Genomic DNA, 15,022 nt, shown 5'->3' with positions numbered 1-15,022 from the left:
TATGACGAGTGGCCCGCGGGGCAATTTAACCGCGTACCGTCACAGGTCGCGGACCACCCGCACACCCAGCCAGTCACCCAGGCGGCCCGGGAAATTGGTGTTGCGGTTGCCGGAGCGGGAGAAGATCGGCGCCTCGCCCCAGTCGTTGCCGCGGATACTTACCACCTTGCAGCTGTCCTTGGCCCGGCTGGCCTGGCCCCAGGCACTGCCGTCGGCCGGGGCGCCTTCATAGCTGTTGTGGTAGCAGTCGGCGACCCATTCGTAGACATTGCCGTGCATGTCGTACACGCCAAAGGCGTTGGCCGGGTAACTGCCCACGGGCGAGCTATAGCTGTAGCCATCCTTGGGGCCATAGACGTTGGCGTGCTGGCTGATTTCCAGGGTGCTGTCCGGGTCGATGGGGAAGGGGAACATACCGGTGCTGGCGCCGCGTGCGGCATATTCGCGTTGGGCCTCGCTGACCATGCGGTAATGCTTGCCGGTCTTTTTCGACAGCCAGGCCACGTAGTCCTGCACATCGTGGTAGCTCATGCACACTGCCGGTTGCTGCGGGCCCTGTTTGTAACTGGGCTTGCTGGCGGTGCAGCGGCGGCCAGGGCGATCGTCGCCGTCGGCGATGCGTGTGCCCGTAGCCTCGAGGTAGCCGTCCCATTGCTCGGCGGTCACCTGGAAGCGGCTGATGGCGAAGGGCTTGGCGAAGGTCACCGCATGCTGCGGACCTTCGTCATCCTGGCGCCCCATTTCGTCGGCCGGGGTGCCCATGTTGAAGGTGCCGGCGGGCAGTACCACCATCTCCGGGCAGAGCTTGTCGCAGTCACGGAACACCGTGCCAGGGGTATCGGCGGTTTGTGCTGCCAGGGCCGGCAGGCTGCAGGCGGCCAGCAGGCCGGCCAGGGTCAGGCGATGCAGGGAAGCGGTCATGGTGATGCCTTGTCAGAGTTGTTGGGTAATCAGGGCCATGGCCCGGTCGATCTGCTGCTCGTCATTGAGCAGGCTGGGGGCCAGGCGGATCACCGGGCCGACATCGCGATACACCGCATCGCACATCACCTTGTTGGCGGTGAGGTGGGCGGCGACGGCGTCGGCGTCGCGGTCCTTGATGCGGAAAAACGTGAAACCGGCCGAATAGCGCTCGCTGCGCGGTGTCACCAGCTGCACCTGACGGTGCTCGGCGAGGCGCGCCTTGAGCAGGCTGTTGAGCTGGTGGATGCGCTGTTGCACGTCGGCCTTGCCCAGCGCCAGGTGCAGTTTGAAGGCCTCGTTGGTGGCCCAGCGGTGTTCGAAGGCGTGGTAGCCGCCAGGGGTCATGATGGTGGCGAAGTCTTCATCGCGGGAGAACGTGGCGATGGTCGGGGTGAGGTGCTCCATGCCGGTGGAGGCTGCGCAGATGATGCCCGTACCGCGCGGGCCGAACATCCACTTGTGGGTGCCGGCGATGAAGTAGTCGCAGTTGAAGTCGGCAAAACGCACGTTCTCCACACCGAAGCCGTGCACGCCGTCGACCACATAGAGAATGCGCTCGGCTTCGCTGCGGTTGCGGTTGTGCTGGCGCACCAGCGCGCCGATCTCACCCACCGGCAGCTTGACGCCACTGCCGGAGTGCACCCAGGTCATGCCCAGCACGCGGGTGTGCGGCTGGATGGCTTTGTCCAGGGTGCTCAGCACCTGGTCGGTGGAGACTGTCCATGGGTCGTCGAACAGGCGGATCTTGCGGGTCAGGGTGCCCTGGCGCTGGGCGCGGAAGGCCAGCGCCTTGTGGGTGGAGTAATGCTCGTGCTCGGTGACCAGGATTTCCTGGTGGGCGCCGACCTTCAGGCCGCCATAGATCATCGCCAGGCCTTCGGTGGTGCTGCCGGTCAGGGCCACCTGGCGCGGCTTGACCTCAAGGTAGCGCCCGACCCACTCGCGCACCTCGTCCTCGCGCTGCCATTCGTACTGGCTTTCCCAGTCCATCAGGGCGGCGGGGTTGCGGTCCAGCGTGGCACGGTGGCGGTCGATCGCTGCCTGTACCGGGCGCGGGTGGGCGGTCACCAGGAAGTTGGCGAAGTGCGCGACCTGTGGGTCGAGCGGGAACAGCGTGCGCAGGTTGCGCCATTTGTCGGGGCCGCTCAGTGGTGTGCTGGCGCCAGCCAGGGCCTGGGGCAGCAGTGGCAGGCTCGCGGCCAGCAGGCCGGCCTGTTTCAGGAAACTACGGCGGTTGCTCATGGTAGGCAGGGCTCGGCTCAACGGTTGGCGACAGGCTGGGCAGCGCTCTGGACTTGCTCCCAGGCGCGCAGGAAATTGCCCGCCCAGAGCTTTGCAATGTCCGTTTCGCTGTAGCCGCGGGTCAGCAGTTCGGCGGTGACGTTGCTAATTTCGCTGACGTCCTTCCAGCCCTCCAGGCCGCCACCATCGTTGAAGTCCGAGGCGATGCCGACGTGGTCGATACCCACCTTTTTCACGGTGTAGTCGATGGCGTCGACATACTGTTTCAAGGTTGCTTTGGGTTCGTCTTCGAGGATGGCGTACAGCGAGCTTGCATACTCGCCGAAGCGTGCCTCGGGCCAGATGGCGATCACCGCGTCGCCCGGCATCAGGGCATTGGTCAGGCCTTGCAATGGTTGCAAGTCGAAGCGCGCACGCAGGGCATCGAGCTTGTCCACCACCGGCTGGGTCAACGGCTTTAGGTACTGACCGAAGCCGACCACCTGGATCACGCCGCCGCTCTGCTTGATCAGTTGCATCTCCTTGTCGGAGAGGTTGCGCGGGATATCCACCATCGCCCGCGGTGCCGAGTGCGAAGCGATGATTGGCGCGCGCGACAGGCGAGCGACATCTTCGAGTGCCAAGGTGGACATCTGTGACACATCGATGATCACCCCCAGGTCGTTCAGGCGTTTCACTGCCTGCTCGCCCAGCGGTGACAGGCCGCCGAGGGCGTCGGCGGTGTCGTTGAAGAACGGCAGCGGCCGCGAAGAATCGGCCCAGTCGTTGTTGCCGACGTAGCTGAAGCCGAACATGCGCATGCCACGTGCTGCCCACAGGTCAAGCTGCGACAGGTCGTGGCCCAGCGGGTAGGCATTGAGCATGCTGATGAAGATGGCGAACTTGCCTTCGCCGTTGAGGCGCCGGAAGTCGTCAGGGGTGTAAGCGATACCGACCTGGTTGGGGAAGTCGCGGACCATGCCGGTGATGATCTTGTAGCGCCCTTCCTGTTCTTGCCGGGCGGCATCGACGAAGCCGGGGGTGGGGCGGTGCGGGGCGTTCGGGCCGTTCCAGATTTCCGGCCAGCCGAACACGGTCAGGGCGGCACCAGAGAGGCGGCCGCGGTTGGCCTTGACCAGGTCGAACTGGCCCGGGCCATCCTTGTCCACTTCGTGCCCCTCGCTGCCCATGCTCAATGGCACGGTGATATGGCTGTCGAACGAGAGCATGTGCTCGTGCAGCTCCTCAGCCTGCTGCACGATCTTGAGCGGGTAGCCTGCGTGCAGGTGCCGCCAGTAGAAGTAGCCAGCGGCACTTGCCAGGGCAACGGTCAGGGCCAGGGGCAGGCCGATGTACAGGGCTTTGCGGGAACGGGTCTTGGTCATTGCCATCTCGTTGCGCGGTGATCGGGGCGGCTGCCGGCTCAGGGTTTGCTGCGCGGGCAGGGCTTGGGTATCAGGTGGACGAACAACGGCGGGGCAAATTTATCGTTGGCTGCGTCACAGGCCGTCTGCCTGCGGCGGTAAATTTTGTGTACTGCACAACGTTCTAGCCTTGGACGGGCCGTGCTCCATGGCCGCAATGAATGCTCAGGTAGTGCAATGACGATTTCTCGACGCGGGTTCATCGCCGGTGTGGCATTGACAGGCATGGCGGTGCCCGGTGCGCTGTATGTGCGGCACGTGCAGCGCCAGCAGTTCGACGAGCAGTTTCCTGAAACCCCGGGCGAAGCCGTTGTCGAACTTGCCGATGCGCCCCTGCAGCAGCTGGGCGACACCTTGCGCGGGTGCTGGCGCTGGACAGCGCAGGGCAGGGACGCAGGGCTGCACGGTTTGCCTGATGGGGAGCTGGAGCTGCTGCTGGACGTTGCCCACAGTGGGCGTGGCCTGCGTGGTTATCTGGACACGCCCGAGCGCCTGCTTGGTCCGCAAGAGCCGCGCTATCGCGTGATGGGCGACCTGCTGGGGGACAAGCCAGGGACACTGCGCTGGCGGCTGTTTTCGACGCAGCCGGGCCAGGAGCAGGCGAACTATGAGTGCCAGGTGGTCCTCGACGAAGCCTGGGGCGGGTTCGGCAACGCCGGTCAGGCGACACTCAATGGCCGCATCCTGCCGCTGAACCGCGCATTGACGCTGCCCGAGCAGGACAACCGGTTTCTAGCGCTCAAGCGGCCTTTCCCCGAGGCCCGCGAACGGGCGCCCCTGGCACCGGCCTTGCTGGCGAGGCTGATCGCGCCGGAGCATCGGTTGTTCCACCAGCTCTGGCATGCCGCGCGCGACAAGTGGCACAAGCTGGACGAGGACAAACAGGCAGCGCTGCGCGGCCTGGGCTGGCAGCCAGGGCCGCGGGGCCATGAACGCGATGCGCGGGGCCGGCACAAGGACCGCAACGGTTCGGGCGTGGATTTTTTCTTCATGCACCGGCACATGCTGGGTGCTGCCCGGGCCCTCCAGGACCTACCCTCCTGGCCGCGTTTTCCGCTGCCGCAGCCGGAGCTTGAGCGCGACCGTATCGGCTTCGCCCGCTATTTCGACAACCATGATGGCAATGCCCTACCGCCTACCTGGCTGGCTTCGGACGATGCCGCGTACACCCAATGGGTGCGCGATATAAAGACGCCCGAAACGTTCCATGCCAACTTCCAGGTATGGGAGTCGAAGTACACTGATCCGCACTACCTGAGCACGCTTACGCTGGGGCAGTTCGGGTCGGAAATGGAGCTGGGTTTGCACGACTGGCTGCACATGCGCTGGGCTTCGGTGCCGCGCGACCCTTCCAGTGGCCTGCCAGTGCCCTTCGCTCGCAAACCGGAGGATTTTGCCGCGCGTTGGTTCCAGGCCGAGAACGACTTCCTCGGCGACCCGTTTTCATCCCATGTGAACCCGGTGTTCTGGCACTTCCACGGCTGGATCGACGACCGTATCGAGGATTGGTTCCGTGCCCATGAGCGGGTCCACCCGGGCCAGGTCAGGCGCCTGGAAGTCAACGGTGTGCCGTGGTTTGCGCCTGGGCGCTGGGTCGAAGTGGCCGACCCGTGGCTGGGGCCAGACACCCACGGTTGCTCGACGGTACCGGGGCTGCGGCCTGGGCGCAGTGTGGAGATGGACCCTGAGACCATGAAGCTGGCGTTGCGCATCATCTTTGGCGACGATGACCTGTTCGCCAAGCTGCGGCCGAAAGTCCCGCAACGCCCCTGGTACGCGCGCAATCTGAAACTGGCTCAGCGCTGAAAAAACTGGCCGCAAGCCGTGCGCGGCCTTTTCAGTGCGGCACCTGCCAGCCACCCCCAAGCGCCTTGTAGAGCGCCACGCTGCCCTGCAGGCGGGCCAGGCGCAACTGCGCTTGCTGGTCCTGGGCCAGGTAAAGCGTGCGCTGGGTCTCCAGCACGGTCAGCAGGGTCTCGGCGCCAGCCCCATAGCGCCGTTGTGCCAGGTCGAAAGCCAGGCGTGCCTGCACTACTTCCTCGTCCTGCCACAGCCGTTGACGCTCCACACCCTCAATGGCGTTGAGGGCTTTTTCAACATCGGCAAAGCCGGCCAGGATGCTGCTGCGATAGTTTTCCAGCAGTTCATCCTGCTCGGCTTCGGCCAGCGCGCGTGAGGCGCGCAGCCGGCCGTTGTTGAAGATGGGCGCGACCAGGCCAGCGGTGAGTGTGTAGTAGGAACTGTCGAGCACCTGGGCAAAGGTGTTCGCGCCCGTGCCAAGGTTGGCGCCAAGCGTCAGCTTCGGCAGCATGGCCGCCCTGGCCACCTGCACATTGGCGTTGGCGGCGGCCAGGCGCGCTTCGGCAGCGGCGATGTCGGGGCGGCGAGTCAGCAGTTCGCTGGGAACGCCGCTGCCGATTGCCGGCCACTGCACAGTGGTGATCGGTTGGTGGCTGACCGGCAAGGCCTGCACCGGGTCACCGAGCAAGGTGGCGAGGGTGATGCGGCTGTCTTGCCGCTTTTGCTCGAGCAGCGGCACCTGGCGCTCCTGAGCCGCCACCAGGCTACGCTGCTGGGCCAGTTCAAGGCGGGTGGCGGACCCTGCACGCTGGCGGGTTTCGACCAGGTTGAGCACCTCACGTGCATTGCGCAGGTTGAGGCGTGCGATGCGCAGCTGTTCTTCCAGGGCGATGCCTTGCAGGTAGCTGTCGGCAACCGCACTGACCAGGGTCAGCTCCACTGTCTGGCGTTCGAAGCGGCTGGCGTCGAGGTCGTGCAGCGCGCTCGCCCGAGCCGCGCGCAGGCCGCCCCAGAAGTCGAGTTCGTAGCGGGCGGTAAGTTGCAGGCCGAAGGCTGTGTAGGTGGGTTCGCTGCTACTGACGTCCAGCTGGTCAGACCCTTCGCCGTGCAGCAGGCGTTGGCGGCTGCCATCGAGGCCCCCTTGCACCTCTGGCAGCAACGGCGCGCCAGCGATCACGGCGCGGGCCTGGGCCTGGCGTACGCGGGCCGCGGCAGCGGCGAGGTCATGGGCGTTGTGTTGTGCGCGCCTGACCAGTTGGTCCAGCTCGCTGCTGGCGAACGCCTGCCACCAGTGCCCCGATGGCAGTGCGATGACGGGCGCAGCTGCCTCGCCTTGCCAGTGTTGCGGTGCGCTGATGCCGCTTGAGGGCGCAGGGGGTGTATTGCAGGCGGTGAGGCCCAGGCACAGGGTCAACAGGCTGATGCGGCTTGGCAATGTCATGGATTATTCGCTGGTAAGGGCTTTGACCGGGTCGAGTCGGGCGGCCTTGCGTGCTGGCATGAAACCGAACACCACGCCGGTGATGACGGCGCAACCGAAGGCGCCAAGGATGGCGGGCAGGGCGAAGGCGACGGCGACTTCGGCGAGTATCAGCGCGCCTCCGATCAGCAGCGCCAGCACGATGCCGGTCAACCCGCCGACCATCGACAGCATGACCGCCTCGCTGAGGAACTGGCGCAGGATGTCGCGCTGGCGTGCGCCGGTGGCCATGCGGATACCGATTTCACGGGTGCGCTCGCGCACGGTCATGAGCATGATGTTCATCACGCCGATACCGCCGACCAGCAACGAGATCGCAGCGATCGCCCCGAGCATCAGCGACAGGCTGTTTTGTGTGCGTGCCTCGGCCTGGATCAGTGCCGCATCGTTGGTCAGCTCGAAATCGTCCTTGCCTTGATGGCGCTTGCGCATCAGGCGGTGGATCGCTGTTTCGGTCTCGGCGACCCGGGCCGAGTCGGCTGCGGCGATGATCACGTATTCCGGGTCGTGGCTGCCGAACAGGCGCATGGAAGCGGCGGAATAGGGCACCACGATGCGCTCATCGCTCTTCTGGTCACCCGAACTTGCGCCCTTGCCGGCGAGCAGGCCGACGACCTGGAACGGTACGTTGCCGATCAGCAGGTACTGGCCCAGCGCGTCGGTGCCGGGTGCCAGCAGTTTGTCGCGGACTTTCTGGCCGATGACCGCCACGGCAGCGCCACTGCGTTCGTCGGCTTCGCTGAAAAAACTGCCCTGCACGACCGGCCAGTTGAGGATGGCGGGGAATTCGACGTTGTTGCCGCCAACGTAGAACCTCTGGTTGTTGTTGCCGTGGCGCACCATCAGGTCGCCGCCGATGACCGGCATGACGCGCCGAACCTGGGGCAGTTCGGCGATGGCGGCGACGTCATCGAGGGTGACGATGCCGCCTGGCTCGCGCAGCGTCGGCGGGCGGCCGTTGAGGTAGAGGATGTTGGAACCGAACGCGGCCATCTGAGCCATGACCTGGCGTTTGCTGCCTTCGCCCACGGCCAGCATGACCACGACCGAAGCCACGCCAATGACGATGCCAAGCAACGTCAGGGCGGTGCGGAACCGGTTGACCCACATGACCCGCCACGCTGCCTGCAAGGCCTCGAGCAGCTCGCCTTTCCATGCGCCACGCACGGTCGCGCCGCGGTCCAGGCGCTGGCGCAGGTCATCGGCCTGCAGGCCTTGTTGCGCAGCAGCGGGAGGCTGGTCGCAGGCCGAGTCGCTGATCATCAGGCCGTCCCGGATTTCCACCACCCGGCGTGCCCGCGCCGCCACCTCGCGGTCGTGGGTGATCAGGATGATCACATGGCCCTGGCTGGCCAGCTCGTCCAGCAGGGCCATGACCTCGGTACCGCTGTGGCTGTCCAGGGCGCCGGTCGGCTCGTCGGCAAGGATGATATGGCCGCCATTCATCAGCGCGCGGGCAATCGACACGCGTTGCTGCTGGCCGCCGGACAATTGATGCGGGCGGTTGCCGGTGCGGCTGGCCAGGCCAAGGCGCTCAAGCAGGGCGGCTGCGCGGGCGTGGCGCTCGGCGGGCGGGGTGCCGGCGTAGATGGCCGGCATCTCGACGTTTTCCTGGGCTGAGCCTGAAGGGATCAGGTGGTAGCCCTGAAACACGAAACCAAAGGCTTCGCGGCGCAGCCAGGCCAGTTCGTCACTGCCCAGGTGGGCAACGTCCTTGCCGGCGAACAGGTAGTGGCCCGAGGTGGGGCGGTCGAGGCAGCCGAGGATGTTCATCAGCGTCGACTTGCCCGAACCCGACGCACCGACGATGGCGATGAACTCGCCGGGGTGGATGTTCAGGCTGATGCCGCGCAGTACGTCGACCTTGGGGGTGTCGATACCACCGTAGGATTTGCGGATGTCGCGCAGTTCGATCAGGGGAACGGCCATTCAACCTCCGCTGGCCAGGGGCGCACCGATGACCAGGCGCTCGCCTTCGCTGAGGCCATCGAGCACTTGCGCCCGCAGCCGGTCGCTGAGGCCGATGCGCACTGTGCGTTGTTCGACCTTGCCATCCTGGCCCAGTACCTGGGCCATGCGCAGGTCATCGGCCTCGCTGTCGTCCAGTGCCGCCAGCGGCGCGGTGAGTACCTGGCTGGCCTGGCCGGCGACGAAGAACACCTGGGTGGTCATGTCGGCCATCAACGCCCCATCGGGGTTATCGACGTCGAGCAGCACGGTGTACTGCACCACCTGGCTGCCTGTCGTACCGGCGATCGCGCTGGCAGGGCCGCCGCCGCCCTGGCTGGTGTGCGCCAGCGGCTTGGGCGGGATTGGCAGGATCTGCCGCACGGTGCTGTTCCAGCGGCGTTTGCCGCCGGCCAGGGTGGTGAAATAGGCGGTCATTCCTGGTTTGACTTTGCCGATGTCGGCTTCGGACACCTGGGCCCACACGGTCATCGGCGAGAGCTTGGCGATCCGCAGAATCAGAGGCGTCTGCTGCTGGGCGTTGAGGGTCTGGCCTTCACGGGCATCCACCGCTACCACGGTACCGTCCATCGGCGCGTAGATGCGTGTATAGCCAAGCTCAGCCTCGTCGCTGCGCAGGTTGGCCTGGGCCTGACGGATCTGCGCCTGGATCATGTCGATGCGGGCCTGGGTGACCTTGAGCTGGGCGTCGGCCGCCTGTAGGTCTTCCTCGCGTGTGGCGCCCGCGCCAGCCAGTTCGCGCTGGCGCCGGTACTGCTGCGTGGCCAGCAGGTACTGGGCGCGTTGCTCGGCCAGTTGCGCCTTGAGGTTGTCGATCGAGAACCGCCCGGCGTCCAGCCTGGCCTGCTGGGTAGAAGGGTCGATCTCCACCAGCAACTGCCCCGTGTGCACCTGATCGCCAGCCTCCACGTGCAGCTTGCGGATCTGCCCGGAGGCCTGCGCGCCTACATCCACATACCGTCGTGGCTGCAGGGTACCCAGGGCGGTGACGCTGCTTTCGATGTCCGCGCGGACGACTGCGACGGTACTCATGGGCACGGCACCCAGAGGGAGCGCCTTCCAGGCCAGCAGGCTGCCAAGGGCCAGCAGGCCGAAGCTGCCAGCCAGCAGGTGGCGGCGAATGTTGGGTATGCGTCTCATGCGGGCTTCCAGCCAAAGGGTGGCCACACGCAGCCAGGTCAAGGTGCGCACGGAGGTGCCAGTTAAACGAAGGCGCGCGGGGCGGATTTAGATGGGCTGGCGCTGGGGGAGGAGAGTTGCTGAGAATCATTATAATTTGTAAGATCCCACGCTGATATCACATGACCCTGTCCGAGCCTGTCAGGACGTACCCCAGGTGCCGTCGTGGAACATTACTATCGCGAATTGGTGAGCTTCCTCTCCGCGCGCCTGGGCAGCCGCCAGGCGGCTGAGGATGTGGCTCACGATGCCTATCTGCGGGTGCTCGAACGCACCGGTACGCAGCAGATCGAGCACCCGCGCGCGTTCCTTTACCGCACGGCCCTGAACCTTGTGATCGACCGTCATCGCCGCCACCTGCTGCGCCAGTCCGAACCGCTGGAGGTGCTGGACCTGGACGAGCGCTGGCACACCCCGGCCCCCACCCAGAACATGCAGTTGGACCAGCGCCTGGCGCTGATGCAAAAAGCACTCGATGAATTGAGCCAGCCCTGCCGTGACAGCTTCCTGTTGCGCAAGCTCGAAGGCCTGTCGCATCAGCAGATCGCCGAGCACCTGGGCATCTCGCGCAGCCTGGTGGAAAAGCACATCGTCAACGCCATGAAGCACTGCCGCGTGCGCATGCGCCAGTGGGAATCCTGAAAACCGGTGGTGTGCCGGTGAAAATTCTGTGTGCTGGCAACTTGATTTCTAACTGTTTCAAGACAACTATCTAGATTGACCCCGCCAGGCGCCGCCCTGGTGGTTGCCTGTTACTGGCGCAGTTTGGTCAGGGAGTGTGTCCCTATTCACCTGACTGCCCAGGTCCGACAATGACCAACAAGACCCTGCGCATCCTGATCGCCGACGAGCATCCGTCCCAGCGCTTGCAGCTGGAGAGGCTGCTCAATGGCCTGGGCTATTACCGGATTGCCCCGGTGGACTCCTTCGACGAGCTGCAGCGCCTGGTGCACTGCGCGCTGCAGCCGTTCAACCTGCTGGTGGGCAATATCGAACTGGCCAGCCATGCAGGTGTCGACCTGGCGCGCTTTTGCCGGGTGAGCACGCAGATTCAGCATGCCTTGCTGTATCACTCGCGGCATCTGAAGGTCCCGAGCGTGCCGCAGACCGAGCGCCAGGCGGTGAATGTGAGCCTGCCGCAGGTGCCGGACAACGAGGCCCTTGAGTCCTTCATGGCGCTCATCGATGGGCCAGTGGTGGTCGGCAAGCTGGCCTTGCCGTCCGGCCTTTCCAGCAGTGGCCCGCCGGCCTACCCGCGCAGGAACTTCGCCCACACGGTCTTCAGCCGATAGCCGCAGCGGACGGGGCAAGGGGGCAGCTATTTGCTATCCTCTTGCCCTTTGCCGATTTGCGGACCTGTGCCATGACTGCCATCGATACCGCTCGCCCGCCCCGGTTCAGCCGTGGCGACCACCGGACCCTGGGCCTGGCGGCGCTGGGCGGCGCGCTGGAAATCTATGATTTCATCATCTTCGTGTTCTTCGCCCTGACCCTCAGCCAGCTGTTCTTCCCACCCGAAATGCCTGAGTGGCTGCGCCTGCTGCAAAGCTTCGGGATTTTCGTCACCGGCTACCTGGCGCGGCCGCTGGGTGGCATCGTCATGGCGCACTTCGCCGATCACCTGGGCCGCAAGCGGGTATTCAGCCTGAGCATCCTGATGATGGCGCTGCCGTGCCTGCTGATCGGGGTGATGCCGACCTATGCCGAGATTGGTTACGCGGCGCCGCTGATCTTGCTGGCGTTGCGCATTCTGCAGGGCGCTGCGGTCGGTGGTGAGGTGCCCAGTGCCTGGACATTCGTTGCCGAACACGCACCGCAAGGGCGGCGGGGTTACGCCCTGGGCTTCCTGCAGGCCGGGTTGAGCTTTGGCTATTTGCTGGGGGCACTGACCGCGACACTGTTGGCCCAGGTGTTTACCGCCCAGGAAATCCTCGATTACGCCTGGCGTTACCCGTTCCTGCTTGGCGGGGTATTTGGTGTGATCGGCGTGTGGTTGCGCCGTTGGCTGAGTGAAACACCGGTGTTTCTGGCCTTGCGCGAGCGCAAGGAGCAGCCGGTGAAGTTCCCGCTGCGACGGGTGCTGGGCGAACATCGTGGGGCGTTGATCCCGGCTGCGCTGGTGACCTGCGTGTTGACGTCGGCGGTGGTGGTGCTGGTGGTGATCACGCCGACGGTAATGCAGCAGCGCTTCGGCATGACCGCCGCGCACACGTTCGCCCTGAGCAGCGTAGGTATCGTTTTTCTCAATATCGGTTGTGTGCTCGCCGGGCTGCTGGTCGATCGCCTGGGCGCCTGGCGGGCGCTGATGATCTACAGCGTGCTGCTGCCGCTGGGTATCGGTGCCTTGTATGCGAGCCTCGTGGGCCAGTGGGGCATGACGTGGCTGGCTTACGCGTTGGCTGGGCTTTGCTGTGGTGTGGTGGGTGTGGTGCCGTCGGTAATGGTCGGGCTGTTCCCGGCCCAGATCCGGGTGTCGGGCATTTCCTTTACCTACAACGTGGCTTATGCCTTGTGGGCCAGTACCACGCCGTTGGCGTTGATAGCGTTGATGCCGTGGAGCCCGTGGGTGTGCGTTGGCTTTTGCCTGCTCATGGGCGCGGTGGGGCTGCTCACTGCCCTCTACTTTGGCCGCCGGGAACCTTTGGCATTTGCGGCCGAGCCAATGCCGCTCATGTACGTCGACAAATGAACGGGTAACGCCCGGTGGGCGCTGCAAGCCTGAACGAAAAAGCCCCCGGGCCGTGAGGCCAGGGGGCTTTTTCTTGCTGCAAGGGCGGGCTTACATGTTCGGGTAGTTCGGCCCACCGGCGCCTTCAGGGGTAACCCAGGTGATGTTCTGGGCCGGGTCCTTGATGTCGCAGGTCTTGCAGTGCACGCAGTTCTGCGCGTTGATCTGGAAGCGCTTGCTGCCGTCTTCCTGGCTGACCACTTCGTACACGCCCGCCGGGCAGTAACGCTGGGCTGGCTCGTCGTACAGCGGCAGGTTGCTGGCGATCGGGATGCTCGGGTCGGTCAGCTTCAGGTGGCAGGGTTGTTCCTCTTCGTGGTTGGTGCTGGAGAGGAACACCGAGCTGAGCTTGTCGAAGCTGAGCTTGCCGTCTGGTTTGGGGTAGTCGATCTTTTTCGAGTCGGCCGCAAGCTTGAGGCAGGCGTAGTCCGGCTTGGTGTCGTGCAGGGTGAACGGCAGCTTGCCACCGAACCAGTTCTGGTCGATGTAGTTGAACGCACCACCGAAGATCGGGCCGAACTTGTGCAGCGCCGGGCCGAAGTTGCGGCTGGCGAACAGTTCTTCATGCAGCCAGCTGGCTTTGAAGGCGTCGACATAGGTAGTAAGCGCATCGCCGCCTTCGCTGCCAGCGATCAGCGCATCGGCCACCGCTTCGGCCGCGAGCATGCCGGACTTCATGGCGGTGTGGCTGCCTTTGATCTTGGCGAAGTTCAGGGTGCCCAGGTCGCAACCGATCAGGGCGCCACCGTTGAACACCATCTTGGGCAGCGAGTTAAGGCCGCCCTTGCAGATGGCGCGGGCGCCGTAGCTGATGCGTTTGCCGCCTTCGAGGTACTGCTTCATCACTGGGTGGTGCTTGAGGCGCTGGAACTCGTCGAAAGGCGACAGGTAAGCATTGCTGTAGGACAGGTCGACGATCAGGCCGACCACCACCTGGTTGTTTTCCAGGTGATAAAGGAACGAGCCGCCGGTGTTCTCAGCACTCATCACGTCCAGCGGCCAGCCGGCGGTGTGTACCACCAGGCCTTGTTCGTGCTTGGCCGGGTCGATTTCCCAGATTTCCTTCAGGCCGATGCCGTAGTGCTGGACGTCGGACTCGCTGTCGAGGTTGAAGCGCTTGATCAGTTGCTTGCCGATATGGCCGCGGCAACCTTCGGCGAACAGGGTGTACTTGGCGCGCAGTTCCATGCCCGGGGTGTACAGGCCGTCCTTCGGGTTACCCTCGCGGTCGACACCGAGGTCACCGGTGACGATACCGCGGACAACGCCGTTTTCATCGAGCAGCGCTTCCTGGGCGGCGAAGCCGGGGTAGATTTCCACGCCCAGGTTCTCGGCCTGCTGGGCCAGCCAGCGGCACAGGTTGCCCAGCGAGATGATGTAGTTGCCCTGGTTGTGCATGGTCTTGGGCACGAACAGGTCAGGGACCTTGGTCGAGTTGCCGGCGTCCTTGAGCACGTAGATGTCGTCGCGCTTGACCTCGGTGTTGAGCGGTGCGCCGAGTGCTTTCCAGTCGGGGAACAGCTCGTTCAGGGCGCGGGGCTCGAACACTGCACCGGAGAGGATGTGGGCGCCGACTTCGGAGCCTTTCTCGACCACGCAGACGCTGATCTCGCTACCGGCTTCGGCGGCCTTCTGCTTCAGGCGGCAGGCGGCTGACAGGCCTGCCGGGCCAGCGCCGACGATGACCACGTCGAATTCCATGTATTCGCGTTCCACTGGTTCTCTCCTACTCATCAAGGCTCGTGCTGTTGCTTTGTCTTATGGGTGTGGCGTGATCATGCGCGCCGCGCTTCACGGGAGCGGAGCTGTAGCGGCACAAAGGATGGACTACACCGTTTTGTCTTGGCCGCGCATTATATCTACACCACTTGGCGGGTCCAATACAAACGTTTGTTTGAATTTGCCGCAGGCCAGTAAAATCAAAGGAACGCGGCTGGAGGGTGACCGATTTGCCGTATTGACCGGATTGGGTGTTGCGGTCAAGATACGAGCGGTTTTACGTTCGCCGTAGGCTTATCGCCGGGCGCAGGTACACCTCTAAAGACCAGGTGTGGGGTAAGGCTTTCGGGCCAGAACACGGTTTGTAGTGGAGTTTACACGCCACCACAGGAAATGACCCGCGGGTATTTGCCGCAAGAGTCTCAACAGGACTGATGGGTCACCGTGAAGATTGCACCTCGCGCATCGTTTTCAGAGGTGCCCTTGTACCCACGCGCATCGCAGGGCTTAGCCCCAGGCGACTATCTATTCACCGGAGAG

At 64.6% G+C, this 15,022-nt stretch carries 11 protein-coding genes; 4 read left to right on the top strand and 7 right to left on the bottom strand.

Annotated features, from left to right (window positions below; translation table 11 throughout):
- Positions 1 to 39 precede the first annotated feature (39 nt).
- The 3 genes from ACEWE8_RS14055 to pvdM are packed head-to-tail and all read right to left on the bottom strand — an operon-like array spanning position 40 to position 3,569.
- The gene (locus tag ACEWE8_RS14055; protein WP_046785266.1) at positions 40 to 921 is read right to left on the bottom strand and encodes a formylglycine-generating enzyme family protein; all 882 of its coding nucleotides are present in this window, start codon (positions 919 to 921) and stop codon (positions 40 to 42) included.
- Between the two features lie 12 nt (positions 922 to 933).
- Complete coding sequence (locus ACEWE8_RS14050) at positions 934 to 2,205, bottom strand: aminotransferase class V-fold PLP-dependent enzyme (RefSeq protein ID WP_046785265.1); 1,272 nt, start codon at positions 2,203 to 2,205, stop codon at positions 934 to 936.
- A gap of 17 nt (positions 2,206 to 2,222) precedes the next feature.
- Positions 2,223 to 3,569, bottom strand: a complete 1,347-nt coding sequence (gene pvdM, locus ACEWE8_RS14045; protein WP_046785264.1) for a pyoverdine-tailoring dipeptidase-like protein PvdM — start codon at positions 3,567 to 3,569, stop codon at positions 2,223 to 2,225.
- Positions 3,570 to 3,785: 216 nt separating this feature from the next.
- Between pvdM and ACEWE8_RS14040 the strand changes: the two genes are divergently transcribed.
- On the top strand, positions 3,786 to 5,414 hold the full coding sequence (locus tag ACEWE8_RS14040; RefSeq protein WP_046785263.1) for a hypothetical protein: 1,629 nt from the start codon (positions 3,786 to 3,788) through the stop codon (positions 5,412 to 5,414).
- 31 nt (positions 5,415 to 5,445) lie between these two features.
- Here the strand turns inward: ACEWE8_RS14040 and ACEWE8_RS14035 are convergent, their stop codons facing one another.
- The 3 genes from ACEWE8_RS14035 to ACEWE8_RS14025 are packed head-to-tail and all read right to left on the bottom strand — an operon-like array spanning position 5,446 to position 9,996.
- Complete coding sequence (locus tag ACEWE8_RS14035; RefSeq protein ID WP_046785262.1) at positions 5,446 to 6,849, bottom strand: efflux transporter outer membrane subunit; 1,404 nt, start codon at positions 6,847 to 6,849, stop codon at positions 5,446 to 5,448.
- Positions 6,850 to 6,852: 3 nt separating this feature from the next.
- Positions 6,853 to 8,817, bottom strand: a complete 1,965-nt coding sequence (locus ACEWE8_RS14030; protein ID WP_046785261.1) for a MacB family efflux pump subunit — start codon at positions 8,815 to 8,817, stop codon at positions 6,853 to 6,855.
- Complete coding sequence (locus ACEWE8_RS14025) at positions 8,818 to 9,996, bottom strand: efflux RND transporter periplasmic adaptor subunit (protein WP_046785423.1); 1,179 nt, start codon at positions 9,994 to 9,996, stop codon at positions 8,818 to 8,820.
- Positions 9,997 to 10,200: 204 nt separating this feature from the next.
- Between ACEWE8_RS14025 and ACEWE8_RS14020 the strand changes: the two genes are divergently transcribed.
- From ACEWE8_RS14020 to ACEWE8_RS14010, 3 genes are all read left to right on the top strand, one after another.
- Positions 10,201 to 10,677 carry a sigma-70 family RNA polymerase sigma factor gene (locus ACEWE8_RS14020; RefSeq protein WP_046785260.1) on the top strand — a complete coding sequence of 159 codons (477 nt, stop codon included), beginning with the start codon at positions 10,201 to 10,203 and terminating at the stop codon, positions 10,675 to 10,677.
- Positions 10,678 to 10,847: 170 nt separating this feature from the next.
- Positions 10,848 to 11,327: a response regulator gene (locus ACEWE8_RS14015; protein WP_046785259.1), complete on the top strand. Its 480-nt coding sequence runs from the start codon at positions 10,848 to 10,850 to the stop codon at positions 11,325 to 11,327.
- Between the two features lie 71 nt (positions 11,328 to 11,398).
- The gene (locus ACEWE8_RS14010) at positions 11,399 to 12,724 is read left to right on the top strand and encodes an MFS transporter (RefSeq protein WP_395589315.1); all 1,326 of its coding nucleotides are present in this window, start codon (positions 11,399 to 11,401) and stop codon (positions 12,722 to 12,724) included.
- 90 nt (positions 12,725 to 12,814) lie between these two features.
- Here ACEWE8_RS14010 and ACEWE8_RS14005 read toward each other — a convergent pair whose 3' ends face one another.
- A complete protein-coding gene (locus ACEWE8_RS14005; protein WP_367903720.1) occupies positions 12,815 to 14,497 on the bottom strand; it encodes an electron transfer flavoprotein-ubiquinone oxidoreductase in 1,683 nt (560 codons plus the stop codon).
- Between the last annotated feature and the right edge of the window lie 525 nt (positions 14,498 to 15,022).

It is taken from the genome of Pseudomonas sp. TR47, assembly GCF_044143025.1.
Taxonomy (GTDB): Bacteria; Pseudomonadota; Gammaproteobacteria; order Pseudomonadales; family Pseudomonadaceae; genus Aquipseudomonas; species Aquipseudomonas putida_E.
The sequence above is the reverse complement of the archived record's forward strand: the minus strand, read 5'-3'. Positions and strand labels throughout refer to the sequence as shown.